The sequence below is a fragment of the Microbacterium sp. PA5 genome (assembly GCF_049860775.1).
Lineage (GTDB): Bacteria > Actinomycetota > Actinomycetes > Actinomycetales > Microbacteriaceae > Microbacterium.
The window spans coordinates 2,182,705-2,207,030 of the sequence record NZ_CP187567.1 but is presented as its reverse complement, the minus strand read 5'-3'; the positions used below and the strand labels follow the sequence as shown (position 1 = coordinate 2,207,030).

Annotated in this window: 23 protein-coding genes and 1 tRNA gene; 18 read left to right on the top strand and 6 right to left on the bottom strand. The window is 70.8% G+C overall.

Features of this window, described 5'->3' with window-relative positions; genetic code table 11:
- Window positions 1-5: 5 nt before the first annotated feature.
- Complete coding sequence (locus ACPWUT_RS10430) at window positions 6-530, bottom strand: VOC family protein (RefSeq protein WP_425837296.1); 525 nt, start codon at window positions 528-530, stop codon at window positions 6-8.
- A gap of 156 nt (window positions 531-686) precedes the next feature.
- Here ACPWUT_RS10430 and ACPWUT_RS10425 point away from each other — a divergent pair, with 156 nt between their 5' ends.
- The 5 genes from ACPWUT_RS10425 to ACPWUT_RS10405 all read left to right on the top strand — a co-directional run bounded on the left by ACPWUT_RS10425 (window position 687) and on the right by ACPWUT_RS10405 (window position 7,114).
- A complete protein-coding gene (locus ACPWUT_RS10425; RefSeq protein ID WP_284527851.1) occupies window positions 687-2,876 on the top strand; it encodes an alpha-ketoacid dehydrogenase subunit alpha/beta in 2,190 nt (729 codons plus the stop codon).
- Window positions 2,876-4,291, top strand: a complete 1,416-nt coding sequence (locus ACPWUT_RS10420; RefSeq protein ID WP_425837292.1) for a 2-oxo acid dehydrogenase subunit E2 — start codon at window positions 2,876-2,878, stop codon at window positions 4,289-4,291. The genes ACPWUT_RS10425 and ACPWUT_RS10420 overlap by 1 nt, the downstream gene beginning before the upstream one ends.
- 57 nt (window positions 4,292-4,348) lie before the next feature.
- Window positions 4,349-5,278 carry an NAD(P)-dependent oxidoreductase gene (locus ACPWUT_RS10415; RefSeq protein WP_425837289.1) on the top strand — a complete coding sequence of 310 codons (930 nt, stop codon included), beginning with the start codon at window positions 4,349-4,351 and terminating at the stop codon, window positions 5,276-5,278.
- A 4-nt stretch (window positions 5,279-5,282) separates the two neighbouring features.
- Window positions 5,283-6,371, top strand: a complete 1,089-nt coding sequence (locus tag ACPWUT_RS10410) for a zinc-dependent alcohol dehydrogenase (protein WP_425837286.1) — start codon at window positions 5,283-5,285, stop codon at window positions 6,369-6,371.
- 104 nt (window positions 6,372-6,475) lie between these two features.
- Entirely contained in the window at window positions 6,476-7,114 is a 639-nt protein-coding gene (locus tag ACPWUT_RS10405) for an NAD(P)-dependent oxidoreductase (protein WP_284527847.1), read from the top strand.
- 15 nt (window positions 7,115-7,129) lie between these two features.
- Here ACPWUT_RS10405 and ACPWUT_RS10400 read toward each other — a convergent pair whose 3' ends face one another.
- The gene (locus tag ACPWUT_RS10400) at window positions 7,130-8,437 is read right to left on the bottom strand and encodes a DUF4032 domain-containing protein (protein ID WP_425837283.1); all 1,308 of its coding nucleotides are present in this window, start codon (window positions 8,435-8,437) and stop codon (window positions 7,130-7,132) included.
- Window positions 8,438-8,519: 82 nt separating this feature from the next.
- Window positions 8,520-9,623, bottom strand: coding sequence for an ABC transporter ATP-binding protein (locus tag ACPWUT_RS10395; protein ID WP_284527845.1), 1,104 nt, complete (start codon window positions 9,621-9,623; stop codon window positions 8,520-8,522).
- 259 nt (window positions 9,624-9,882) lie between these two features.
- Between ACPWUT_RS10395 and ACPWUT_RS10390 the strand changes: the two genes are divergently transcribed.
- From ACPWUT_RS10390 to ACPWUT_RS10380, 3 genes are all read left to right on the top strand, one after another.
- Entirely contained in the window at window positions 9,883-10,860 is a 978-nt protein-coding gene (locus ACPWUT_RS10390) for a thioredoxin domain-containing protein (RefSeq protein WP_284527844.1), read from the top strand.
- A 35-nt stretch (window positions 10,861-10,895) separates the two neighbouring features.
- Window positions 10,896-10,968 (top strand) — tRNA-Thr (locus ACPWUT_RS10385).
- Window positions 10,969-11,084: 116 nt separating this feature from the next.
- Window positions 11,085-11,255, top strand: coding sequence for a PspC domain-containing protein (locus ACPWUT_RS10380; RefSeq protein ID WP_425837279.1), 171 nt, complete (start codon window positions 11,085-11,087; stop codon window positions 11,253-11,255).
- A gap of 322 nt (window positions 11,256-11,577) precedes the next feature.
- Here ACPWUT_RS10380 and ACPWUT_RS10375 read toward each other — a convergent pair whose 3' ends face one another.
- Window positions 11,578-12,786, bottom strand: a complete 1,209-nt coding sequence (locus ACPWUT_RS10375) for an ROK family protein (RefSeq protein ID WP_425837276.1) — start codon at window positions 12,784-12,786, stop codon at window positions 11,578-11,580.
- 110 nt (window positions 12,787-12,896) lie between these two features.
- Here ACPWUT_RS10375 and ACPWUT_RS10370 point away from each other — a divergent pair, with 110 nt between their 5' ends.
- The 5 genes from ACPWUT_RS10370 to ACPWUT_RS10350 all read left to right on the top strand — a co-directional run bounded on the left by ACPWUT_RS10370 (window position 12,897) and on the right by ACPWUT_RS10350 (window position 19,086).
- Window positions 12,897-14,204: an ABC transporter substrate-binding protein gene (locus ACPWUT_RS10370; RefSeq protein ID WP_425837273.1), complete on the top strand. Its 1,308-nt coding sequence runs from the start codon at window positions 12,897-12,899 to the stop codon at window positions 14,202-14,204.
- Window positions 14,201-15,127 carry a carbohydrate ABC transporter permease gene (locus ACPWUT_RS10365; RefSeq protein WP_284527805.1) on the top strand — a complete coding sequence of 309 codons (927 nt, stop codon included), beginning with the start codon at window positions 14,201-14,203 and terminating at the stop codon, window positions 15,125-15,127. Before ACPWUT_RS10370 ends, ACPWUT_RS10365 begins: the two co-directional genes overlap by 4 nt.
- 86 nt (window positions 15,128-15,213) lie before the next feature.
- Complete coding sequence (locus tag ACPWUT_RS10360; RefSeq protein ID WP_284528035.1) at window positions 15,214-16,035, top strand: carbohydrate ABC transporter permease; 822 nt, start codon at window positions 15,214-15,216, stop codon at window positions 16,033-16,035.
- A gap of 58 nt (window positions 16,036-16,093) precedes the next feature.
- The gene (locus ACPWUT_RS10355; protein WP_425837268.1) at window positions 16,094-17,809 is read left to right on the top strand and encodes a glycoside hydrolase family 13 protein; all 1,716 of its coding nucleotides are present in this window, start codon (window positions 16,094-16,096) and stop codon (window positions 17,807-17,809) included.
- Between the two features lie 344 nt (window positions 17,810-18,153).
- Complete coding sequence (locus ACPWUT_RS10350) at window positions 18,154-19,086, top strand: DMT family transporter (protein WP_425842258.1); 933 nt, start codon at window positions 18,154-18,156, stop codon at window positions 19,084-19,086.
- On the opposite strand, the gene ACPWUT_RS10345 is transcribed toward ACPWUT_RS10350, so the two are convergent.
- Window positions 19,077-19,760 carry a nitroreductase family protein gene (locus ACPWUT_RS10345; protein ID WP_425837265.1) on the bottom strand — a complete coding sequence of 228 codons (684 nt, stop codon included), beginning with the start codon at window positions 19,758-19,760 and terminating at the stop codon, window positions 19,077-19,079. The genes ACPWUT_RS10350 and ACPWUT_RS10345 overlap by 10 nt on opposite strands.
- Entirely contained in the window at window positions 19,757-20,158 is a 402-nt protein-coding gene (gene msrB, locus ACPWUT_RS10340) for a peptide-methionine (R)-S-oxide reductase MsrB (RefSeq protein ID WP_284527803.1), read from the bottom strand. Before msrB ends, ACPWUT_RS10345 begins: the two co-directional genes overlap by 4 nt.
- A gap of 131 nt (window positions 20,159-20,289) precedes the next feature.
- On the opposite strand from msrB, the gene ACPWUT_RS10335 reads away from it, so the two are divergent.
- The 5 genes from ACPWUT_RS10335 (at window position 20,290) to groL (ending at window position 24,299) form a co-directional block, all read left to right on the top strand.
- Entirely contained in the window at window positions 20,290-20,538 is a 249-nt protein-coding gene (locus ACPWUT_RS10335) for a DUF3263 domain-containing protein (RefSeq protein WP_284527802.1), read from the top strand.
- 9 nt (window positions 20,539-20,547) lie between these two features.
- A complete protein-coding gene (locus ACPWUT_RS10330) occupies window positions 20,548-21,120 on the top strand; it encodes a LytR C-terminal domain-containing protein (protein WP_284527801.1) in 573 nt (190 codons plus the stop codon).
- A 156-nt stretch (window positions 21,121-21,276) separates the two neighbouring features.
- Window positions 21,277-21,483: a cold-shock protein gene (locus ACPWUT_RS10325; RefSeq protein ID WP_144808649.1), complete on the top strand. Its 207-nt coding sequence runs from the start codon at window positions 21,277-21,279 to the stop codon at window positions 21,481-21,483.
- Between the two features lie 28 nt (window positions 21,484-21,511).
- Window positions 21,512-22,558 carry a DUF3048 domain-containing protein gene (locus ACPWUT_RS10320; RefSeq protein ID WP_284527800.1) on the top strand — a complete coding sequence of 349 codons (1,047 nt, stop codon included), beginning with the start codon at window positions 21,512-21,514 and terminating at the stop codon, window positions 22,556-22,558.
- Between the two features lie 121 nt (window positions 22,559-22,679).
- Window positions 22,680-24,299, top strand: coding sequence for a chaperonin GroEL (groL, locus tag ACPWUT_RS10315; protein ID WP_284527799.1), 1,620 nt, complete (start codon window positions 22,680-22,682; stop codon window positions 24,297-24,299).
- The last annotated feature ends 27 nt before the right edge of the window (window positions 24,300-24,326 follow it).

The following is a 24,326-nucleotide window of genomic DNA, read 5'->3' as shown; positions in this document are numbered from 1 at the left end:
GCCGATCACTTCGCCGGATCCGCGGGGTGCCACAGCAGCGTGTCGGCATCCGCCTCGTACGCCTTGCCGTCCGGGAACGAGACGAGCTCGAACTGCATGCCCCAGGGGCTGCGGAAGTAGAGCCAGCGCTGTCCGGCAGAGGCGCCGGCGCTCACCACCGGCTCGCCCATCACGTCCACGTCGTGGGTGCGGAGGTAGGCGACGGCCGCGTCCATGTCGTCCACGTACAGCGCGAGGTGGTGGCCGCCGATGTCGCTGTTGCGGGGGAGTGGCGCCTGCCCGTCGGCGCTGTCGTAGTGGAACACCTCGAGGTTGCTGCCGTTGCCGAGTCGGTAGAAGCGGATCTCGGTGATGGCGGTGCGGGGGTGGACGCCCAGCTGCACCGCCATGAAGTCGTCGTCGGACCGCTTCGCGCCGAGCGTGTACACGCGGACCGCCCCGAGCACGTCCACGAGGAACCGCTCCGCCTCGTCGAGGTCGGGCACCGTGAAGCCGATGTGGTCGGTTCCGCGCATTCCGGGGATCGGCATGTCGGCTCCTCTCGTCACTCCGATGTGATTGCCCCGATTGTATCCACTTGCCGCCGCGAATCAACCCGAATCGACTCTGGAAGGGATGCGGGTCTTGATATTGGATGCAATTGTCCTCTACCGTGATCACACCGCATGACATCGATGGAGACGAACATGCCGCGACGACGCACCCTCTCGACCGACGTTCCCTGGATCGAGCTGAGCACGACGGCAGCCGACTGGAAGGCCGCGGATCCCGTCCTGCTGACGACCATGCTCGGCCAGCTCCACCTCATCCGCGCCTTCGAGGAGAGCGTGCTCGATCTCGCCGGTGCCGGACTCGTGCACGGACCGGCGCACTCCAGCATCGGCCAGGAGGGCGGCGCGGTCGGCTCGATCGTGACGCTCCGCTCGACCGATGCCGTCAACGGCTCGCACCGCGGCCATCACCAGTTCCTCGCCAAGGCGATCGGGCACGTCTCGGGCGGCCGCCTGGATCCCGCCCATCTCGTCGACGCCGAGATGCAGGCGCTCCTGCAGCGGACCCTCGCCGAGATCCTCGGGCTCGCCCAGGGCTTCTCGGGCGGGCGGGGCGGATCGATGCACCTGCAGTGGCTGGAGGCGGGGGCGCTCGGCACGAACGCGATCGTCGGCGGCGGCGCCCCGCTGGCCGCCGGCAACGCCTGGGCGCAGAAGCACGCGGGGACGACGGACGTCTCGATCAACTACTTCGGCGACGGCGCGAGCCAGATCGGCTCCGTGCTGGAATCGATGAACCTCGCCGCCGCGTGGCGCCTGCCCGTCATGTACTTCATCGAGAACAACCTCTACGCGGTCTCCACCCGTGCCGAGGAGGCGACCGCCGACCCGCGCTTCTCGGTCCGCGGTCAGGGCTTCGGGATCCCCTCGTGGCGCGTAGACGGCATGGACCCCCTCGCCGTGCACCTGGCGACCCAGGAGGCGCTGGAGCGCATGCGCTCCGGTGAAGGGCCGGCGATCATCGAGGCCGAGGTGTACCGCTTCTTCCACCAGAACGGGCCGTATCCGGGGAGCGCCTTCGGGTACCGCACCAAGGACGAGGAGAAGAGCTGGAAGGCGCGCGACCCCATCGCGCGCCTCGAGAAGGAGCTCGCGAAGCTCTCGGTGCTCGGCCCCGACGAGGCGGCGGCTCTGCGCGCACAGGCACGCGAGGCGATGGCGGCGGCCGTGGGCGCCCTCACCGAGGACGACCCCGACAACGCCGGCCGTCGCCGCATCGTCCCCGCGCTGTGGCCCGACCCGGCGGTGGTCGACACCGGCATCCGCGGTGACGCGAGCGAGCTCGACGCCCTCACCGCTGCCGAGCCCGCCGACCACACCGGCGGCTGGACCGACGTCAAGTTCGTCGACGCCGTCGCCGCCGCGATGGAGCGCCGGATGGCCGCCGATCCACGGATCGTCGTGATGGGGGAGGACGTCCATCGCCTCGCCGGAGGCACGAACGGCGCCACCAAGGGGCTGCTCGCGGCCTTCGGTCCCGACCGCGTGATCGGCACGCCCATCAGCGAGAACGGCTTCTTCGGACTGGCCGGCGGGATGGCGCTCGACGGCCGGTTCCGTCCCGTCGTGGAGTTCATGTACCCCGACTTCATGTGGGTCGCCGCCGACCAGGTGTTCAACCAGGTCGGCAAGGCCCGGCACATGTTCGGCGACAACAACACCGTTCCGCTCGTGCTGCGCACCAAGGTCGCCATGGGGTCGGGCTACGGGTCGCAGCACCTCATGGATCCCGCCGGGATCTTCGCGACCTCCGCGGGATGGCGGATCGTGGCACCCTCGACGGCGGCCGATTACATCGGCCTCCTGAACGCGGCGCTCGCTCTCGAGGATCCCGTGCTGGTGATCGAGCACGTCGACCTGTACGGAACCGCCGACCGGGTGCCCGACGGTGATCTGGACTACGTGATCCCGCCGGGGCGGGCCGCCGTGCGCCGCGAGGGCTCGACGGTGACCGTGCTCACCTACCTCTCGATGGTGGGTCACACCCTGGAGGCCGTGGAGCGCACCGGCGTCGACGCCGAGGTCATCGACCTGCGCTGGCTCGACCGCGCGTCGCTCGACTGGGAGACGATCGAGGCGAGCGTGCGCAAGACCGGCGCCGTCCTCATCGTCGAGCAGGGCGCGCGCGGCACCTCGTACGGTGCGTGGCTGGCCGACGAGCTTCAGCGGCGGCTGTTCGACTGGCTCGATCAGCCGATCGAGCGGGTCACCGGAGGCGAGGCCAGCCCCAGCATCTCCAAGGTGCTCGAGCGCGCGGCCATCGCCCGCACGGAGGAAGTGGCCGAGGGCCTCGAGCGGGTGCGGACGAACGGAGGCGGACGCTGATGGCCGCCGTCGTGCGCATGCCCGCGCTGGCCGCCGGTGCCACCGAGGCGGCGGTACAGGCGTGGCTGGTCGCCGTAGGCGACCGCGTCGAGGTCGGCCAGGAGATCGTCGAGATCGAGACCGAGAAGGCGGTCGTGGAGTACGAGGCGGAGGAGGCGGGGATCGTCGCCGCCGTGCTCGTCGACGCCGGCGCGGCGGCCGCCGTCGGATCGCCGATCCTCGTGCTGGCAGGCGAGGGCCAGTCCGCCGAGGATGCGCTCGCCGAGGCGGGCGTCGCGGACGCCGGCCCGGAGCCCAAGACCACAGAGCCGAAGACCACAGAGCCCAAGACCACAGAGCCGAAGACCACAGAGCCGGACGCGACCGAGCCGGCGACGACCGCCGCCGGAGCGGGGGATCAACCCGCGACGGAGTCGTCGGAGGACGGTCTGCTCGCCCCGGCTCCGGCGCCCGTGCCACCGGAGGCTCCCGCGACTCCCGAGGCGGCGCCGGCCGCTGCCGTCGAGACCCCGGCGGAGCACGGTTCCCGCCAGTTCGCCAGTCCGCTCGTGCGCAAGCTGGCCCGCGAGCGCGGCCTCGACCTCACCGGCCTGAAGGGGTCGGGACCCCACGGCCGCATCGTGCGGCGCGACCTCGACGATCTGCCCGCATCCGCAACCGCAACCGCACCCGCACCCGCGACGGCGCCCGCCGCGACGACGGCGGCGCCGGTCCCTGCCACCGGGGAGCCCGCACCGTACACGGACGTGCCGCACACCGGGATGCGTCGAGCGATCGCGCGACGGCTCACCGAGAGCACCGTCACCGTGCCGCACTTCTTCCTGTCGGCGGACTGCATCGTCGACGAGGTCCTCGAGCTGCGCACGCGCATCAACGAGAAGGCCGAGTCGAAGATCTCTGTCAACGACTTCGTCCTGAAGGCCGTCGCCGCGGCGATGCTCGACGTTCCCGAGGCCAACGCGATCTGGACCGACGAGGCGACGCGGCGCTTCGCGAGCGTCGACATCGGTGTGGCCGTCTCGATCCCCGGGGGACTCGTGACGCCGGTCGTCCGCGGGGTCGAGGCGCTCTCGCTGAGCGGCGTGAACCGCACGGTCCGCGACGTCGCCGAGCGCGCCCGTGCGGGACGTCTCAAGCAGCACGAGCTGGAGGGCGGCTCGTTCGCCGTGTCGAATCTCGGCATGTACGGCACGTCGCGCTTCTCCGCGATCATCAACCCGCCGCACGCCGGCATCCTCGCCGTGGGAGCGGCCGAGCGCCGGCCCGTCGTCGGCTCGGACGGCGAACTGACCGCGGCGACGGTCATGACGGTGACGCTGTCGGCCGACCACCGCGTCCTCGACGGCGCGCTCGCCGCGCAGTGGCTCGCCGCCTTCACCGATCGCATCCAGAACCCGCTGACGCTGCTCGTCTAGCGCGAGAATCCCTACGACGGCTCGCGCACCCGATACCGAGAGAAAAGGAAACACCACATGTCCGACACCCTGCCCACCATCGGTTGGATCGGTGCGGGACGCATGGGAGCACAGCTCATCCAGCGCCTCCTCGACGCCGGCTACGACGTCGCCGTCTACAACCGGACGGCGTCGAAGGTGCAGCCGCTGGTCGACGCGGGAGCCAGCCACGTGGCGCGTCCCGTGGATCTCGCCGGCCGCGACCTCGTGTTCAGCATGGTCTCGGCCGACAAGGACCTCGAGGCGGTGCTGCTCGGTCCGGACGGCCTGCTCACCGGCGACACCGCACCGCGGATCGTCGCCGACGTGTCGACGGTGTCGGTGGCCACGAGCGAGAAGGTGCGCGCCGCGGCCACCGAGCGCGGCACCGCGTTCCTCGCGACGCCCGTCTCCGGCAACCCGGCCGTGATCGCGGCGGGCAAGCTCACCGTCGCCGTCTCCGGTCCCCGCGACGTGTTCGACGAGGTCGAGCCCGTGCTCCAGGTGTTCGGCCGGGGCGTGACGTACGTCGGCGAGGGCGAGGTGGCGCGTCTCGTGAAGATCGCGCACAACGTGTTCCTGGGCGTCGTCACCCAGTCGCTGGCCGAGATCACGGTGCTCGCCCAGAAGGGCGGCGTGTCCCGCGAGGCGTTCCTGTCGTTCCTCAACGACTCCGTGATGGGATCCGTGTTCACCGGCTACAAGACGCCGGCCTTCGTGAACCTCGACTTCACGGCGACGTTCACGATGCCGCTCCTGCAGAAGGACTTCGACCTGGGACTGGACGCCGCCTACCGGCTGGGCGCGCCGATGCCCATCGCCTCGGCGACGCGCCAGATCGTCGCGCAGGAGGTCGGTGCCGGCAACACCGAGCTCGACTTCGCGACGCTCCTGCTGACCGTCGCGCGCGGGGCCGGGCTCGACCTGCAGCCCGAGAACGCCGCTGTCACCGACGGCCTGCAGGACTGAGCCGATGACCGCCGCGATCCCGGCGACCATGCGCGCGGCCGTGCTGCACGGTGGCCGGGATCTGCGCGTCGAGGAGGTGCCGACGCCGTCACCCGGCCCCGGCGAGCTGCTCCTGGAGGTCACCGCGGTGGGTGTCTGCGGGACGGATGCCGCCGAGTGGGGGAACGGCCCGAAGCTCCTGCCGATCGAGGTTCGCCACCCCGTCACCGGGCACCTCGGGCCGCTGACGATGGGGCACGAGTTCGCCGGTCGCGTCGTGGCCGTCGGCGACGGCGTCGACCCGGCCTGGATCGGCCGGCTGGCGGCATCGTGCGGTGCCGGCCCGTGCGGCGAGTGCGACCTGTGCCGCATCGGCCGTTCGAACGTCTGCCGTCGCTACGCGGCGGTCGGCCTCCATCGCGACGGTGCGCTGGCGCGCTACGTGACCGCCCCGGCGGCCAGCTGCGTCGATGCGGGCGCCCTCGGCATCGACGAGCACGAGGCGGCGCTCGTCCAGCCGATGTCGATCGCCGTGCACGCGGCGCGCCGCTCGGGAGTGCGATCCGGCGACGTCGCCGTCGTCCAGGGCGTCGGGGGAATCGGCGCGTTCCTCATCCACGTGCTCGTCGACCTCGGTGCGCGCGTCGTGGCGGTCGACCTCGATCCCGGGCGGCTCCGCCTCGCCGCGGAGCTCGGTGCGGCGCTCACCGTCGTCGGTGCCACGGCGACCACCGCCGACGAGCTCGTCGCCGCCTGGGGGGAGGAGCTCCCCGTCTTCTTCGAGGTGACCGGGTCGCAGCGCGGCCTGGACCTCGCGATCGAGATCGTCCCCATGGGCACCACCATCGTCGCCGTCGGCATCGCGAAGGCGCCGGCCCCGGTGGACCTCGGCCGCGTGACGGTCCGCGAGATCACCCTCGTCGGCACGAACGCGATGGTGCGCGAGACCGACCTCGACGACGCGGCCCGGCTGGTCGCCGCGCGTGCCGGCCGGTGGGATGTCGTCGCGCCCGCGCCGCTGCCCTTCGAGCGCCTCGTCGACGGCGCCCTGGCCCCCATCGCCGACGGGCGTCCGCCGGCGGTGAAGTCGCTCGTCCTCCCGCCGCGGCCCTGACCCGTCCCGCGCTCGCACGTCCCTTGCGCGGGTGATCTGGATTCCTGGGAATGAATCGCTGCGCGCGGCGATTGGACCCGGTGACCCTCTTCGAAAGGAACACCATGGCCACCATCGCCGTTCTCGGAGGCACCGGCTACGCCGGCCGCCACATCGTCGCCGAGGCCGTCCAGCGCGGTCACACCGTGCTGTCGATCGCCCGCACGCTCCCCTCGGAGCGCGTCGAGGGCGCCACCTACGTCGAGGGCACCCTGCTCGACGTCCCCGCTCTCGCCAACGAGCTCACCGGCGCCGACGTCGTCGTGTCGGCGATCGCCCCGCGCGGCGACATGCTCGGGCAGGTGCGCCCCAACATCGAGGCGCTGCTCTCCGTCCTCCCCGACGACGTGCGCGTCGGCGTCATCGGCGGCGCCGGCGGCAGCCTGGTCGCCCCCGGCGGCCCGCGCGTGGTCGACAGCGGCTTCCCCGAGGAGTTCAAGCCCGAGGCCCTCGAGGCCATCGGCATCCTCGAGGACCTGCAGGCCGAGCAGTCCGGCCGCGACTGGTTCTTCATCCACCCGGCGGGCGGCTTCGGTGCGTGGGCGCCCGGTGAGCGCACCGGCGTCTACCGCGACGGCGGCGACGTCATCGTGACCGACGAGGCGGGGGAGTCGTTCATCTCCGGCGCCGACCTGGCGGTCGCCGTGCTCGACGAGATCGAGAACCCGAAGCACTCGCGCGAGCGCTTCACCGTCGGGTACTGAGACCCGGGAGCCGACTCAGACGAGGTCGCGCCAGTCCACGGCGTCGTCCTCGTCCGAGTCGAGCTCGATCGCGCCGGTGAGGACCGGCAGCGCCGTCGTCTCGGTGGGCGGGCCCATAACGGTCGCCTCGTCGCGGCGGTGGCTGAGCACGTCGTCGATGTACGACGACACGGTCTCGGCGATCGGCACCGACGTGCCGCGGGCCTGCGACATGTACCAGCGGTGTTCGAGCACCTGGTGGAACACCTCGGCCGGCTCCAGCTTGGCGCGCAGGTCGTACGGGATGGCCTTGATCACGGGCTCGAACACGCGCGTGAGCCACTCGTGGGCGACCATCTCCTCGTCCGACCCCAGGCGTGAGACGCGGGCGCTGAACTCGTCCATGTCGTTGAGCAGGCGGCGGGCCTGGTTCTCCTCGACGTCGAGGCCGGTGAGTCGCAGCAGGCGGCGCTGGTGGTGCCCGGCGTCGACGACCTTCGGCTGGATCGTGACGCGCGTGCCGTCGGGTGCCGACTGGATCGACATCTCGCCGATGTCGAAGCCCAGCTCGTTCAGGCGCTGCACGCGCTCCGTGAGGCGCCAGGACTCGTTCGCCGAGAACGTCTCCTGATCGTTCAGGGCCCCCCACAGCGACCAGTACGACGACATGATGCGGTCGGCGATCGCGACGGCGTCGATGCCGCGCTCCAGCCGGCCGCCGGCTTCGAGGTCCATCAGCTCGCCGGCGATGTTCGTGCGCGCCACGTCGAGATCGTGCTCCCGCTGTCCGCGGGTGAGTCCGCGCTCGTGGAGCTCGCCGGTCTCGGCGTCGACGAGGTAGGCGGCGAACTCGCCGGCATCCCGTCGGAAGAGCGTGTTCGAGAGCGACACGTCGCCCCAGAAGAAGCCGATGTTGTGCAGGCGCACCAGCAGCACCGCCAGCGCGTCGACCAGGCGCCCGGCGGTGTCGGGCCGGAGCACCTGGGTGAAGAGGGCCCGGTAGGGGAGCGAGAAGCGCAGGTGCGCCGTCACGAGCGCGGCCGGAAGCGGCTCGCCCTTCGGGGTGCGCCGGCCGTCGATGACGGCGAACCGGTCGACGCAGGGGACGTCGAGGCGGGCGAGGGCGCCGAGCATCTCGTACTCGCGGCGCGCCATCTCCGCCGTGGTCTCCTTGACGGCGACGACCCGTCCCGACAGGCTCGCGAAACGCACCAGGTGGCGGGAGATGCCCTTGGGGAGCGAGACGATCGTGTCGCTCGTCCACTCCTCGAGCGGGGTGGACCACGGCAGCGACAGCAGGCCGGCGTCGACGCTGCTGGCGGTGATGGTCAGAGACTCCACCACGGTGTTCCCCTCCGGTGCTGACATACGGCGCGGCGCGGGGGTCGATGACCCGCCGCGCCGCGTCGCTTGGCTTGCTTGTCGATCAGGCCGAGGCGATGGCCTTGTCGGTCAGGCGCTCGCCGGACTCGAGGTCGAAGACGTGCACGTGACCGGCGACCGGCGCCAGCACGACCTTCTCGCCCGCGTTCGGGTGACGACGACCGTCGACGCGCGCGACCAGGTCGGCGCGCTTGCCGTTGATCTCGGTGTGGCCGTAGAGGTAGCCGTCGGCGCCGAGCTCCTCGACGAGGTCGACGTCGACCGTGAGGCCCTTGCCGTCGGCCGGGTTCACGACGATGTCCTCGGGACGCACGCCGATCGTGACCTGCGAGCCGTGCGCCTTGCCGAGCGTGTCGGCCTCGACGCCCACGACGGCGGTGCCGAAGCTGACGCCGCCCTCGGCGAGGTCCGCCGGGAACAGGTTCATGGCGGGCGAGCCGATGAAGCCGGCGACGAACACGTTGTTCGGCTTCTCGTACAGGTCGCGCGGCGTGCCGACCTGCTGGAGGAGGCCGTCCTTGAGCACCGCGATGCGGTCGCCCATCGTGAGGGCCTCAGTCTGGTCGTGCGTGACGTAGACCGTGGTGACGCCGAGGCGGCGCTGGAGCGACGCGATCTGGGTGCGCGTCTGGACGCGGAGCTTGGCGTCGAGGTTCGACAGCGGCTCGTCCATGAGGAACACCTGGGGCTGACGCACGATGGCGCGACCCATCGCGACGCGCTGACGCTGACCACCCGAGAGCGCCTTCGGCTTGCGCGTGAGGTACTGCTCGAGGTCGAGGAGCTTCGCTGCCTCCTCGACGCGCTTGGCGCGCTCTTCCTTGCCGACGCCGGCGATCTTCAGGGCGAAGCCCATGTTCTCGGCGACCGTCATGTGCGGGTACAGCGCGTAGTTCTGGAACACCATCGCGATGTCGCGGTCCTTCGGCGGGATGTCGGTGACATCGCGGTCGCCGATGAGGATGCGGCCCGAGTTGACCTCTTCGAGGCCGGCCAGCATGCGCAGCGAGGTGGACTTTCCGCAACCGGACGGACCGACCAGGACGAGGAACTCGCCGTCGGCGACCTCCAGGTTCAGCTTGTCGACCGCGGGGCGGGTTCCGCCGGGGTAGAGGCGGGTTGCGTTGTCAAAGGTGACGGACGCCATTTGTTCTTCTCCTTCACCGGCAGGTACGTGCCGGACGATCCGTAGTGAATGGAATGAGCGGGGGCTTGGCCCGCACGTCCCGGGAGGACGCAGGTCAAGTATCGCACGCGGACCCGGTCCCCAGAAGTGTGAAAGCGCATTCGCGGGCAAACCGTGTCTGGGGTTTTCCCAGGGTGTCTGACTACCATCGATCTGGTCGCAATCCCGTGCGACCGGGCGGCTTCATCATGCCGCCGCACTCGTTTTCACAAGAGGTTCCATGTCCACCGACGACTCCCGCCCCGAGCTGGCCTCGATCGACCGCCGAGAGGCGGTGCGCGAGAAGGCGCAGCAGGTGCGTGTGCAGCAGTCGCGCGCCCGCCTGGCCCGCCGCTCCGCGCTGGTCGCGGGCGTCGTGGTGGCCGGCGTGGCCGTGACCGCCGTCGTCGCGTGGACCATCTCGGCCACGGCCGGGCGCCCGCAGCTGGAGCCGCTGAACGCGACCGCCGACGGCTTCGCCATCTCGTCGGTCGCCGGCGTGGTCGGGGGAGACCCCGAGGCGCAGGTCGGCGTCGACACGAGCCCCACCCCGGTCGCCGAGGACACCGAGACGCCCACGCCGACGCCGGATGCCACGGCCGACGCCGTGCCTCCCGTCGAGATCCGCGTCTACGTGGACTACCTGTCGCCCGGCGCGCGCGAATGGCAGCTCGCCAACGTACAGCAGCTCTCGGCGTGGGTCGAGCAGGGGGCGGCGACGCTCACCTACCACCCGGTGTCGATGATGGCGGCCAAGTCCAACGGCACCAAGTACTCGCTGCGCGCAGCAGGAGCGGCCGCCTGCATGGCGACCTATTCGCCCGACGACTTCTTCAACTTCAACAACGAGCTGCTCTCGCGCCAGCCCGCCGTCGACTCGGACGGCTACACCGACGCCGAGCTCGCCGACCTCGCGATCGCCTCCGGCGCCGACGACCCCAAGCGCGTGCGCACCTGCATCGAGTCGGGCGACTTCTCGACCTGGGTGAAGGACGCCACCGAGCGCGCCGTCACCGACATCCCCGAGACCGACGGGCTCGCCCTCACCGGCATCCCCATGGTGCTCGTCAACGGCCAGGCCTACGTGGGCGCCCTCGGGGACCCCGCCGAGTTCTCGCAGTTCGTCATGACCAGCGCGAGCGACGCGTTCTACCGCTCGCAGGAGGCGGAGTCGACCGAGTCGCCCGCCCCCTCGTCGTCGCCCAGCCCCACGCCGTAAGCGATCCCACCGCCCGGATAGACTGGGGCGTCCTCGCCGGCTTGGCGCAATTGGTAGCGCACCGTACTTGTAATACGGGGGTTGCAGGTTCAAGTCCTGTAGCCGGCACCGAACCCTCGTCATGCCCGTGCGACCGTGGTGTGCGCTCGCAGGAGCGAAACTCCCGCGCTCCTAGTACCGTGAGCCGTGTGGGGGCGTCGGGGCCCGGAAGCCGAGGTAGCGCCATGCGCAGAGCAACGAAGGACAGACTCATCGCCGGCGTGTGCGGTGGCCTCGCTCGCCAGCTCGGCCTCCCGCCGCTCGCTGTCCGGCTGTCCGCGGTGCTCATCGCCTCGGTAACGATCCCGGTCTACATCGTGCTGTGGGTGCTCGTCCCCACGACGACCGAGTTCTAGCGCGACGGCGAACGCGAAGTCCTCACGGCTCAGCGCACGCCGGATGACGGCACCGAGAAGCGCATCTGCGGCAGCGGAGCCGCCAGGACCTCGACACGGAGACGCCGGCCGGTCTCGGCGTTTCCGGCGGCGGCCGCCACCAGCGATCGGAGCCGCGCTCGAGCGCAGGCACCCTGTCCACCATGCCTCGTCCACGCCGCCGGAAGGGTCTGCGGGAGCGCAGGAGAAGTCTGCCGGAGCACAGGCGTGACGACCGGGTGCGAAATCGTCGGGGAGCGCGGCGCCTGCCCGACGCCGTGAGCGACTGCCGCCCCGAGGCGCGTCAGCCGGCGCGGCGGGACGCCCATACGTCGAGAGCGGCCGTCCGCGCCGCGTCGGCAGCGGCCCAGACGGCCCCGGTGACGACGACGTCCGCGCCCAGCGTCGAGACGACCAGCTCGGGCGCGGGCAGGTGCAGGTCGGTGGGGAGGGCCAGCCGCGCCGCGCGCACGACGTCGTCGATGCCGGCCGCGATGGCCCCGGACACCACCACGCGCTGCGGGTCGAACATGCTGCCGAGCACGCTGACGATCCGGGCGAGCGCTCCTCCCACGCGCGCAGCGATCTCGCGCGCGTCCGGGTCGCCGGCGGCGGCCGCCTCCAGCACCCGGCGGCCGTCGAGGTCGTCGCTGGAGAGTCCGGCGAGCGCGCCGTCGGGGGAGAGCCGCCCCTCGTCGACGGCTGCGCGGGCCCACGTGGCCGCCATGGCGCCGAGGCCGTGCGCCGATCCGACGCCCTCGACGTGGTCGAACGCGACCATCTCGCCCACGCCGCCGTGCGAGCCCCGCAGGAGGTGACCGTCCACGACGACGCCGGCGCCCAGGCGGTCACCCGCGAGCAGCGTGATGTAGTCGGTGCACCCGGTGGCCGCGCCCACGGCCCCCTCGGCGACGGCGGCCAGTGACGCGTCGTTGTCGATGCGGACGAGGGGCGCCCAATCGAGCGCCTCGGCCAGTCCGGGGTTCATCCGCTCCCAGAACCTGTGCGGGTGCCGGGGCGAGCGCCCCGCGGCATCCACCGGGGCCGGGACCCCGACGGCCACGGCCAGGACGTCCCCGCGGGTGCGGCCCGCCCGCGCGAGCGCCTCGTCGATCGTCGCGAGCACGGCGCCGCGCCGCGCATCGGGCCCCTCGCTGTCGATCTCATGTGCGGTCTCGTGGGAGGCGAGCGCGCGCGAGCGCAGGTCGGTGACGGTCGCCGTGATGCGGGCGTGTCCGGCGTCCACGCCGAGGAGCACGGCGGCATCCGCCCTGAGCGCGAAGCGCCGGGCGGGGCGTCCCTTGCGGTAGTCGCCCGCCAGGCGCGCGTTGGGGAGCTCTTCGAGCAGCCCCATCTCGGCCAGGGTGTCCATCGCCTCGATCGCCGTCGACCGGGTGAGCCCGGTGGCCGCCATCACCTCGGAAGCCGTGAACTCGCGCGCCTGCCACGCGTGCCGAAGCACGGCGTCGAGGCTCGCCGGGCGGGTCGCCGTGGTTCCGAGGGGAGTGGACAAGGGTCTTGACCTTCACTTTCTGCTGCTGCAATACTGCCGTGCAGACATTGATTTGACGAGTAAATCTAATAGGCGACCATATATCCGCGACGATGCGGTGAGAGACGAGGATGTCGATGGCACACCACAGGAGGATCCGGCTGCTGGCCACCGGGGCGCTGCTCGTGCTCGCGGGCGGAATGCTCGCGGGCTGCTCGAGCGACGGGCGCGAGACGATCCGCTTCACCTTCAGCAAGCGCGAGGCGCTCGACTTCATGACCGCGACCGTCGCCGACTACAACGCGTCGCAGGATCGCGTCACCGTCGAGATGGACACCTCGGGCGTCGACGTCGTCTCCGCGAGCTTCGTGCGCGGCAACCCGCCCGACATCATGCTCGCCAACTACAACTACGAGGTCGCGCGGTTCGTGCAGCGCTGCGCACTCAGCGATCTCTCCGGGACCGACGCGGCGGGGAGCGTGCGCGAGGACCTCCAGCCGCTGATGGACCAGTACGGCTCGTGCGAGGGCACGGTGAGCGCGCTGCCCTACTCGGTCATGGCGGCGTCGGTCATCTACAACCCGCAGATCTTCGAGGAGCAGGGGCTCGAGGTGCCCACCACCTGGGATGAGCTCATCGAGGTCTGCACCGCGCTGCAGGACGCCGGCATCACCCCGTTCTACGCGACGTTCAAGGACGACTGGACCGTCGCCCAGGGCTGGTACGACTACGCCGTGGGCGGCTCGCTCCCGGTCCTGGAGTTCTTCGACCGGCTGGCGGCCGAGGGCGCCGACGTCGGGGCGACATCCGAGGTCTCGTTCGAGAAGGACTTCACCGAGCCGATGGAGCGCATGCTCGAACTCGCCGGCGAGTACGTCAACGACGACGCGGCCAGCCGCGCCTACGGCGACGGGAACCTGGCCTTCGCCCGCGGCGAGGCGGCGATGTACCTCCAGGGGCCGTGGGCCTTCGCGGAGATCGCGAAGATCGATCCCGACCTGGAGCTGGGCACGTTCCCGCTTCCGATGACCGACGACGCGGGAGACCTCGCGGTGCGGGTGAACATGGACCTCGCCGCGATGATCCCCGAGGCGTCGCGGCACAAGGAGGCGGCCCGCGACTTCCTCGAGTACCTCTATCAGCCGGAGGTGATCGACGCGTACAACGCCTCGCAGCTGGGCTTCTCGCCGCTCGCCGACGCCGCCCCGCCCGACGACTCGCGGGTGGCCGGCATGCAGGAGTACTACGCCGACGGCAAGGTCTACCAGGGGCCGTCGGTGCTCGTGCCCAAGACGATCCCCGTCTTCAACTACGCACAGGCCATGGTGCTCGGCGACGCGCCGTCGTCGATCCTCCGCACGATGGACCGGGACTGGTCGCGTCTCGCGTTCCGTCAGCCCGTGCCGTCTTCCGAAGAGTCGAAGGAGACCTCGAGATGACCACCACCCGCACGATCGTCACCGGAGGGGCGGGGCGCGGACCCCGCGACCTCGCTCACAAGAAGCGGCGGGTGGAGCCGATCTACTACCTGTTCCTGCTGCCGAGCCTGGTGCTGTTCACGCTCGCCATCACGGTGCCGGGGGTGATCGGGATCTTCTTCAGCTTCACCGATTCCATCGGCATCGGCGACTGGAACTTCATCGGATTCACCAACTACATCGCGCTGTTCAGCGACCCGGCGATCCTGCAGAGCTACCTGTTCACGTTCGGCTTCTCGATCGCCACGGTGATCGTGGTCAACGTGATCGCGTTCCTGCTGGCGGTCGCGCTGACCGCGCGCATCCGGTTCAAGACGGGCCTGCGCACCGTGTTCGTGATCCCCATGGTGATCTCGGGCATCATCATCGCCTACGTCTTCAACTTCCTCTTCTCCAACTCCGTGCCCGCGCTCGGCTCGGCGGTGGGAGTGCCGTGGCTGGAGACGAGCCTGCTCGCCAACGCCGATCTGGCATGGATCGCCATCGTGATCGTCACCGCCTGGCAGGCGATCCCGGGCACCCTCCTCATCTACATCGCCGGCCTCCTCTCGGTGCCCGGCGACGTGTACGAGGCGGCCGACCTCGACGGGGCGAACAAGCGCCAGCAGCTGCTGCGCATCACGCTGCCGCTCGTCGCCGGCTATGTCGTGATCAACGTGATCCTCGGGTTCAAGGGCTTCCTCAACGCCTACGACATCATCGTCGGCCTCACCAACGGGGGACCGGGAACGGCGACCCGCAGCATCGCGATGACGATCATCGCGGGCTTCAACGGCGGCGACTACGCCTACCAGATGGCCAACGCGACGATCTTCTTCATCGTGGCCGTCGTGATCTCCGTGCTCCAACTCTCGCTCACGCGCGGAAGGAACCAGCTCTCATGACCACTTCCACCAGCCAGCCGGCCCTGGCCTTCGAAGAGGCCGACGTCGCCGTGGATCCGCCGCGCCGCCGCCGGGGGACGCCCCGCATGGAGCGCGTGAACTGGTCGGCGACGATCGTCCTGATGCTGTGCGCCGTCACGGTGCTGCTGCCGCTCTACGTCACGATCTCCATGGCCTTCAAGACGAGCGCACAGGCCGTCGACGGCAACGCGTTCTCGCTGCCCGCGCCGTTCAGCATCGACGGCTTCGTCCAGGCGTGGACGCTCACCAAGTTCCCCGTCGGCGCGGCGATCTCGTTCCTGGTCACCGCCGGCACGGTGGCCGCCACGATCGTCCTCGCCGCCTTCGCGTCGTACGCCATCGTCCGCAACTGGGAGCGGCGCCTCTTCCGCTACTCGTTCTTCTACCTGCTGGCGGCGATGTTCATCCCGTTCCCCGTCGTCGCGCTCCCGCAGATCCAGCTCACGGGCCGGGTCGGGCTCGACAACCCGTTCGGCGTGATCATCCTCGCCACGATGTTCCAGCTGAGCTTCAGCGTGCTGCTGTTCACGGCGTTCCTGCGGTCGATCCCGATCGAGCTCGAGGAGAGCGCCCGCATCGACGGGGCGAGCACCTGGCAGACCTTCTGGCGGCTGATCTTCCCGCTGCTGGCGCCGATGAGCGCGACGGTCGGCATCTTCGCCTTCCTCTACGCGTGGAACGACTTCATGATGCCGTCGCTGATCATCTCCGACCCCGCCCTCCAGACCCTGCCGGTGCGGCAGAACCTGTTCCAGACGCAGTTCAGCAACAACTACAACGTGTCGTTCGCGTCGTACCTCATGGCGATGGCCCCGGCCCTGATCGCGTACCTCTTCACCCAGCGATGGGTGATGGAGGGCGTCACCCAGGGCGCCGTCAAGGGCTGACCGCCCCGCCCGGCACGACATCCCTCACCCCACCCTCACCTCGGAAAGGCACCGCGCAGTGACCACCCCTCTCGACCTCGACTCCGACCTCCGCCCCGACCTCGACGCGGCGGCGCACGACGAGACCCCGCCGTGGTGGCGGCAGGCCGCGGTCTACCAGATCTATCCGCGCAGCTTCGCCGATGCCGACGCCGACGGCATCGGCGACCTGCCCGGCATCACGTCGCGGATCGGCTACCTCGCGAGCCTGGGCATCGACGCGGTGTGGCTCAGCCCGTTCTACCCGTCGGCGCTCGCCGACGGCGGGTACGACGTCGCCGACTACCGTGACGTCGATCCGCGGCTCGGAACGCTCGCGGACTTCGACGCGATGCTGGCGGCGCTGCACGAACGGGGGATCAAGGTCGTGGTCGACATCGTCCCCAACCACACCTCCGATCAGCACGCCTGGTTCCAGGAGGCGCTGGCCGCGGGGCGCGGATCCGCGGCACGCGAGCGGTACATCTTCCGCGAGGGCACGGGCCCCGGCGGCGCCGAGCCGCCGACCGACTGGCTGTCGACGTTCGGCGGTCCGGCGTGGGAGCGGGTCGACGACGGTCAGTGGTACCTGCACAACTTCGCCCGCGAGCAGCCCGACCTGAACTGGGATCACCCCGAGGTGCGCGAGGACTTCGTCACCACGCTGCGGTTCTGGGCCGACCGCGGTGTCGACGGGTTCCGCATCGATGTGGCCCACATGCTGTCCAAGGACCTCACCGAGCCGCTTCCCTCGCGCGCCGAGCTCGACCTCCTCCCGCGCGACGGCAGCCACCCGCTCCTCGACCGCGACGACGTGCACGAGATCTACGCGCAGTGGCGGGAGGTCTTCAACTCCTACGACCCGCCGCGCACCGCCGTCGCCGAGGCCTGGGTCGATCCCTCCCGCATCCACCTGTACGCGCGTCCCGAGAGCCTCGGTCAGGCGTTCAACTTCGACCTGCTCGAGGCGGCGTTCCACGGGCCCGAGTTCCGTCGCATCGTGACGGACAACCTCGCGCGCACGCACGGCTCGTCGTCGTCGAGCACGTGGGTGCTGTCGAACCACGACGTGGTGCGCCACGCCACCCGCTACGGCCTGAGCGGGGCGGAGGATGCCGGGCTCGTGCCGACCAGGCGCGCCGCGCAGTGGCTGCTGGACGGCGGCCGCCGCGACGAGGTCGACGCCGAGCGCGGCCACCGTCGCGCGACGGCGGCGACGCTGTTCGTCCTGGGACTCCCGGGGTCGGCGTATCTGTACCAGGGTGAGGAGCTCGGCCTGCCGGAGGTGTCGGAGATCGCTCCGGCGCAGCGGCAGGACCCGACGTACTTCCGCACGCAGGGCGCCGAGATCGGCCGTGACGGGTGCCGCGTGCCGCTCCCGTGGCGCCCGGACGCGCCCGCCTTCGGGTTCGGCGACGACGGGTCGCACCTGCCGCAGCCGGAGTGGTTCGGCGAGTTCGCCGTGCAGCGCCAGGAGGGCGACCCGGCATCCACGCTGTCGCTGTATCGCCGCGCGCTGCACCTCCGCCGCCGCCTGCAGGGACCCGAGCAGCTGGAATGGATCGAGACCGGCCGCGATGACGTGCTCCACTTCGTCCGCCCCGGCGGCTGGCACGTCGTGACCAACTTCGGCGAGGCCGACTACCGGCTGCCCGATGCACTGGCGGCCGGTGCCGGCGGCATCGTGCTCGCCAGCGCGGACGCGAGCGGACCCGTCGTGCCGGCCGAGGCGACGGTGTGGATCGCCACGCACTAGTCCCGTCGCGTTCCCTCCCGGCGCGTCCGAACCCCGATGCGTCGGCGCGCCCGCCGGCGAACCTCAGCATTGTGCAAGGAAAAGCTCAGATCGGCCGGAATGGGCGTCGGCGGCGCCGGCGCCGGATACTGTGAATCGAACGCGCAGGCGCTCCCGAACTGGGGGGACGGAGTAGCCGAAGCACGGGAATTCGTGCTGTGCACAGCAACGAGAAGAGCCTCGGCTCGCGCATCGGGGGGTGAGCGAGCCGAGGCTCTTTCTCGTTGTGCGGCGGCGCCCCGACCTCGCCCGGGCACGACCTCGCCTAGGCTCGTGCGGTGAGCTCCACACCGGAACAGAGGCGGATGCCGGCCTGGCTGGCGCTCTCGGGCGCCGTCCTGATCGGGATGATGACCACCGCCCAGGCGCGGATCAACGGCGAGCTCGGCCTGCGCCTGAGCGATGGACTCGTCGCGGCGGCGATCTCCTTCGGCTCGGGGCTGCTGATCCTGATCGTCCTGTCGCTGATCCTGCCGAGCGGGCGGCGCGGCGTGCGGGCGCTGCGCGCGGGAATGCGCGAGCGGACGATCCCGTGGTGGATGCTGCTGGGCGGGGTCGCTGGCGCGCTCACCGTCGCCACGCAGGGCCTCGCGGTGGCGGTGATCGGCGTCTCGCTGTTCACCGTCGGCGTGGTGGCGGGGCAGACCCTCAACGGGCTGGTGCTCGACCGCATCGGCTACGGCCCCGCCGGCGTGGTGGCCGTCACCGTGCCCCGTGTGCTGGGCGGGGCGCTCGCGCTCGTGGCGGTGGCGGTGTCGCTGCAGGGCGGGGTGCTCGAGCGCGTGCCGCTGTGGATGCTCGTGCTGCCGCTCATCGCCGGCGTGGGGATCGCGTGGCAGCAGGCGACCAACGGCCGCCTGCGTCAGCGCGTCGGCACACCCCTCACCGCGACGCTCGTGAACTTCATCGGCGGCACCGTGCTGCTGGTGGCCGCAGCGGTGGTGAGCACGGTGGTCGGCGGCGCCCCGGATGCCCTCCCGCCCGAGCCGTGGCTGTACGCCGGCGGCGCCATGGGCGTGTTCTACATCTTCCTGTCGGCGGCCATCGTCGTGCACACGGGAGTGCTGCTGCTCGGACTCGGCGCCGTCGCGGGACAGCTGCTGACCGCGCTCGTGATCGATGTGGCATGGCCCGCGTCGGCGGGCCCGGGGTGGATCGTCGAGCTCATCACCGTGGTGGTCGCGCTCGCCTCGGTCGTGGTCGCCGCCGTGCCGTGGCGCCGGCGCCGTCAGTCCTGAGCGCGCGCCTTCCTCTCGGCCTTGCGCGCCTTCTTCCCGGCCTTCTTCGCCCGCTTGCGCGCCTTCTTCTTCGCCTTCTTGCCGACCGTCGCCGCGGGCTTCTCCTCGCCGGGCTCCGTGGATGCCGGGTCCGCGGCGGCCGGCAGGCGGTGCAGCTTCGTGCGCGCATCGACGATCTTGCGTCGTCCCGGACGGGCGCCCGCAGGCTTGCCGCCGACGTACAGCCAGCCCAGCAGCTCCTCGTCCTCGCCGAGCCCGTGCATGCGTGCCACCGCCTGCGAGCGGGTGTACCCACCGGTGCGCCAGATGACGCCCCAGCCCGCCTCGTCCAGCAGCAGGCTCAGCACGTGCGCGACGCCCGAGGCGACCGCCTCCTGCTCCCAGCGCGGCACCTTCTCGCTCGGCCGGTAGCTCGCGACGACCGCGATCAGCAGCGGCGCGCGCAGCGGCTTCGCGGAGGGCTCGTCGTCGCCCTGCGCCTCGGCGATGGCCGCGCCCAGCCGCGCGCGGTCGTCGCCGCGCAGCTCGATGAGCCGCCACGGCCGTAGCGACGAGTGGTCGGCCACCCGTCCCGCGGCCGACACGAGCACCAGGAGCTCCGCGCGCGTCGGTGCCGTCTCGGTCACCTTGGACCACGACCGTCGCGCGCGCACGGCCTCCAGGGCGCCGGTCACTTCTCGGGGCTGAACGACAGCGACAGCGAGTTCATGCAGTACCGGTCGCCCGTCGGGGTGCCGAAGCCGTCGGGGAAGACGTGGCCCAGGTGCGATCCGCAGGTGGCGCAGCGCACCTCGGTGCGGACCATGCCATGGGAGCGGTCCTCGATGAGCTCGACCGCCTCGGGGCGCACCGACTCGTAGAAGCTCGGCCAGCCGCAGTGGGAGTCGAACTTCGTCCCGCTCTGGAACAGCTCCGCTCCGCACGCGGCACAGGTGTAGAGGCCGGCGCGGCTCTCGTCGAGCAGCTCGCCGGTCCAGGCGCGCTCGGTCCCGGCCTGGCGGAGCACCGCATACTGCTCCGGGGTCAGCTCCTCGCGCCACTGCTCGTCGGTCTTGTTCACGCTGTAGGTCATCACGGCTCCTTACGTCCACTCCATTCAACACGTCCACTCCATTCAACCCGAGATGGGCCGCTGGTGTTCCGGTTCGGCAGACGCGAGTGGCGCTGCCGGGGAGGAGGGATCGGGCGACCTACCCTGGACGCGTGCCCCTCTCCGATCGCGACCGCGTCCTCCTGGACTTCGAGGCGCGCTGGGGTCGGCACGGGGCGGCGAAGGAGGAGGCGGTACGCGCCGAGCTCGCACTCACCCCCGCGCGGTACTACCAGCTGCTGGGACGCCTCGTCGACGACGCGGACGCCCTCGCGTACGACCCGATGCTCGTCCACCGGCTGCGTCGGATGCGCGAAGCGCGCACGGCGCCCGCGACGGCGGCGTCCGGGACCGGCCGATAGAATTCGGGGATGCCGAGCTCCCTTCCGACGCCCCCGTCGGACCGATTCGACGAGATCACGTCCGCCACGGAGCGCGACGCCCGCCGAGTGGGCGCCCACCGCGCCGAGCAGCCGCGGATGCGACGCGGGCGCATCTTCCTGTGGGCGGCCGTGGCCACCGTCGTGCTGATCGGACTGGGCATCGTCGGGACCCTCTGGGCGGGCGGTCGCTTCGGCGCGGCACCCACCGGCGCCGTCATGCCGACGGCGGGGCCGACCGCGCAGCCGGTGGTCGACACGTCGTACACGATCCTCATCCTCAACGCCACGACGGATTCGGAGCTGGGAGCGAGCGTCAGCGCCGACGTCATCGCCGCCGGCTGGTCGGCCAACGACGTCACCGTCGGCGATGCCGGCTCCCAGGACTTCGACCGGACCACGGTCTTCTACGCCGCCGCCGACGACGAGGGCGCCGCGCGCGGGCTCGCGCAGGCGATCGGCGGCGCGGACATCGAGTTCAGCGAGGCGTACGAGGACGGCGAGGGACTGAAGCAGCTCGTCATCGTCCTCGGACTGGACCGCGCCGCGGGCGCCTCGGACTGACCTCCTCCGCCCGCGGACGGGCGCGTGTTTCCTGCGTGTGAAGACTTCGGTTCAGCCGTGTCAACAGTTGCGCGAACGGCGGATCGGCTGCCGGGCGCGTCGTTAGCATTGCCACGTTCCACCGCTTCACGAGATTCGCATGACGGGAAAGAAAACATGACGCAGGGCACCGTCAAATGGTTCAACGCCGAAAAGGGCTTCGGCTTCATCACGGTCGTCGACGGCCAGGATGTGTTCGTCCACTACTCCAACATCGACATGTCGGGCTTCCGCGTGCTCGAAGAGGGCCAGACGGTGGAGTTCACCGTCGGCACCGGGCAGAAGGGCCCGCAGGCCGAGTCGGTCCGCGTCGTGACGGCGTGACGTCATCTCGCTCGGCTATCCTGCCCGGGTGAACCTTCCCCCACGCCCCGCAGCCGCCCTCGCCGCGCTCTCGCTCGCGGCGGCGGCGCTGGTCGGCTGCACGCCTCAGACCGAGGCCGCGCCGTCCCCGACGCCGTCCGCCACCGCCACGCCGACACCCACGCCGACCCCGACTCCGACGCCCACGCCCACGACCGGCGCATCGCCGCTGCGGGGGACCGAGGTGCCGCTGGCCGAGATCACCGGCCCGGCGCTCGCCGCGAAGATCGACAACCACTGGGACGCGCGCCCGCAGTGGGGGCTCGAGCACACGGACATCGTGTTCGAGGAGCTCGTCGAAGGCGGCATCACGCGGTACGTCGCCGTCTGGTTCTCGGATGTGCCGAAGGAGATCGGTCCGATCCGCAGCATCCGGCCCATGGACCCGGAGATCGTGGGGCCCCTCGGCGGGATCATCGCCTTCTCCGGCGGCAAGCGGAAGTTCGTCGACATGATCCGTGCGACCGATCTCCACACGTCCATCCACGGCGGCAAGGACGACCGGTACATGTTCCGATCGTCTGCGAAGCGCGCGCCGCACAACGTGGTCGTGCGGGCACAGGAGCTGCGCGCCGCCTACAAGAAGATCGATCCGCCCACAGCGCAGTTCGCGTATGCGGAGAGCGCAGCGGCATCGTCCGCCGGCGCGAACGGCCGGAAGACGCGGGGGCTCGACATCGTCTTCTCGTCCCAGTCCGAGCGCACCTGGCGCTGGAACGGCGAGTCCCAGCGGTACCTCCGGTGGCAGGACGGCGTGAAGGACCGCTCCGCCGAGGGCGGACAGCTGCGGGCGAGCAACGTGGTGACGCTGACTGTTCCCGTCGACTACGGCACCGTTCCGCGCACGCGGCTCATCGGCACCGGCAAGGGCACGGTCTCGGCGAACGGCCGCACGATCCGCGTCACGTGGTCGAAGAAGAGTCGCGACACCCCGATCGTGCTGAAGGACCTCGACGGGGCGGTGGTGACGCTGGCTCCGGGTAACACCTGGGTGGAGCTCGTCCCGGAACGCGGATCGGTGAAGGTCGTCCTCTAGACCCCGGGCGCGGCCCGGCTCGGCGGCTTGCACTCGCCATGGTCGAGTGCCAGAATGATTTAGCACTCGCTCTCGTTGAGTGCTAAAGACATCGCCTACGTCCGGGAGGGACGACACACACATGGCAAAGATCATCGCTTTCGACGAGGAGGCCCGCCGTGGTCTCGAGCGCGGCCTCAACATCCTGGCCGACGCCGTCAAGGTGACGCTCGGCCCCCGCGGTCGCAACGTCGTGCTCGAGAAGAAGTGGGGCGCCCCCACGATCACCAACGACGGCGTCTCGATCGCCAAGGAGATCGAGCTGGACGACCCGTACGAGAAGATCGGCGCGGAGCTCGTCAAGGAGGTCGCCAAGAAGACCGACGACGTCGCGGGTGACGGCACCACCACCGCCACCGTCCTCGCCCAGGCGCTCGTGCGCGAGGGCCTGCGCAACGTCGCCGCCGGCGCCGACCCCATCTCGCTCAAGAAGGGCATCGAGAAGGCCGTCGCCGCCATCACCGCCCAGCTGCTCGAAGACGCCAAGGAGGTCGAGACCAAGGAGGAGATCGCCGCCACGGCATCCATCTCCGCCGGCGACCCCGAGATCGGCGAGCTCATCGCCGAGGCGATCGACAAGGTCGGCAAGGAGGGCGTCGTCACCGTCGAGGAGTCGCAGACCTTCGGCACCGAGCTCGAGCTCACCGAGGGCATGCGCTTCGACAAGGGCTACATCAACCCCTACTTCGTCACGGACCCGGAGCGCCAGGAGGCGGTCTTCGAGGACCCGTACATCCTCATCGCGAACCAGAAGATCTCCAACATCAAGGACCTCCTGCCGATCGTCGACAAGGTGATCCAGGACGGCAAGGAGCTCGTCATCATCGCCGAGGACGTCGAGGGTGAGGCCCTCGCGACCCTCGTGCTGAACAAGATCCGCGGCATCTTCAAGTCGGTCGCCGTCAAGGCCCCCGGCTTCGGCGACCGCCGCAAGGCGCAGCTGCAGGACATCGCGATCCTCACCGGCGGCCAGGTCGTCACCGAGGAGGTCGGCCTCAAGCTCGAGAACGCGACGCTCGACCTGCTCGGTCGTGCCCGCAAGGTCATCGTCACCAAGGACGAGACCACGATCGTCGAGGGTGCCGGCGACTCGGCGCAGATCGAGGGTCGCGTGACCCAGATCAAGCGCGAGATCGACAACACCGACAGCGACTACGACCGCGAGAAGCTCCAGGAGCGCCTCGCCAAGCTCGCCGGCGGCGTGGCCGTCATCAAGGCGGGCGCGGCCACCGAGGTCGAGCTCAAGGAGCGCAAGCACCGCATCGAGGACGCCGTCCGCAACGCGAAGGCGGCCGTCGAGGAGGGCATCGTCCCCGGTGGTGGCGTGGCCCTCATCCAGGCCGGCAAGAAGGCGTTCGCCGGTCTCGAGCTCACGGGCGACGAGGCGACCGGTGCGAACATCGTCAAGGTCGCCATCGAGGCGCCGCTGAAGCAGATCGCCCTGAACGCCGGCCTCGAGCCGGGTGTCGTCGCGAACAAGGTCGCCGAGCTCCCCGCGGGCCAGGGCCTCAACGCCGCGACCGGCGAGTACGTCGACATGCTGGCTGCCGGCATCAACGACCCGGTGAAGGTGACGCGCTCGGCGCTGCAGAACGCGGCGTCCATCGCGGGCCTCTTCCTCACCACCGAGGCCGTCGTCGCCGACAAGCCCGAGAAGGTGTCGGCCCCGGCCGGCGACCCGACCGGCGGCATGGACTTCTGATCCACGCCTAACAGGCACTGACGAGAA

What these genes read in the sequence shown, in the direction of transcription:
- ACPWUT_RS10380 (WP_425837279.1), top strand. Translation starts at nt 11,085, where the DNA reads ATGCGCAGAGCAACGAAGGACAGACTCATCGCCGGCGTGTGCGGTGGC.
- ACPWUT_RS10390 (WP_284527844.1), top strand. Translation starts at nt 9,883, where the DNA reads ATGTCCACCGACGACTCCCGCCCCGAGCTGGCCTCGATCGACCGCCGA.
- ACPWUT_RS10325 (WP_144808649.1), top strand. Translation starts at nt 21,277, where the DNA reads ATGACGCAGGGCACCGTCAAATGGTTCAACGCCGAAAAGGGCTTCGGC.
- ACPWUT_RS10410 (WP_425837286.1), top strand. Translation starts at nt 5,283, where the DNA reads ATGACCGCCGCGATCCCGGCGACCATGCGCGCGGCCGTGCTGCACGGT.
- ACPWUT_RS10330 (WP_284527801.1), top strand. Translation starts at nt 20,548, where the DNA reads ATGCCGAGCTCCCTTCCGACGCCCCCGTCGGACCGATTCGACGAGATC.
- ACPWUT_RS10360 (WP_284528035.1), top strand. Translation starts at nt 15,214, where the DNA reads ATGGAGCGCGTGAACTGGTCGGCGACGATCGTCCTGATGCTGTGCGCC.
- groL (WP_284527799.1), top strand. Translation starts at nt 22,680, where the DNA reads ATGGCAAAGATCATCGCTTTCGACGAGGAGGCCCGCCGTGGTCTCGAG.
- ACPWUT_RS10365 (WP_284527805.1), top strand. Translation starts at nt 14,201, where the DNA reads ATGACCACCACCCGCACGATCGTCACCGGAGGGGCGGGGCGCGGACCC.
- ACPWUT_RS10370 (WP_425837273.1), top strand. Translation starts at nt 12,897, where the DNA reads ATGTCGATGGCACACCACAGGAGGATCCGGCTGCTGGCCACCGGGGCG.
- ACPWUT_RS10430 (WP_425837296.1), bottom strand. Translation starts at nt 530, where the DNA reads ATGCCGATCCCCGGAATGCGCGGAACCGACCACATCGGCTTCACGGTG.
- ACPWUT_RS10350 (WP_425842258.1), top strand. Translation starts at nt 18,154, where the DNA reads ATGCCGGCCTGGCTGGCGCTCTCGGGCGCCGTCCTGATCGGGATGATG.
- ACPWUT_RS10405 (WP_284527847.1), top strand. Translation starts at nt 6,476, where the DNA reads ATGGCCACCATCGCCGTTCTCGGAGGCACCGGCTACGCCGGCCGCCAC.
- msrB (WP_284527803.1), bottom strand. Translation starts at nt 20,158, where the DNA reads ATGACCTACAGCGTGAACAAGACCGACGAGCAGTGGCGCGAGGAGCTG.
- ACPWUT_RS10425 (WP_284527851.1), top strand. Translation starts at nt 687, where the DNA reads ATGCCGCGACGACGCACCCTCTCGACCGACGTTCCCTGGATCGAGCTG.
- ACPWUT_RS10415 (WP_425837289.1), top strand. Translation starts at nt 4,349, where the DNA reads ATGTCCGACACCCTGCCCACCATCGGTTGGATCGGTGCGGGACGCATG.
- ACPWUT_RS10395 (WP_284527845.1), bottom strand. Translation starts at nt 9,623, where the DNA reads ATGGCGTCCGTCACCTTTGACAACGCAACCCGCCTCTACCCCGGCGGA.
- ACPWUT_RS10420 (WP_425837292.1), top strand. Translation starts at nt 2,876, where the DNA reads ATGGCCGCCGTCGTGCGCATGCCCGCGCTGGCCGCCGGTGCCACCGAG.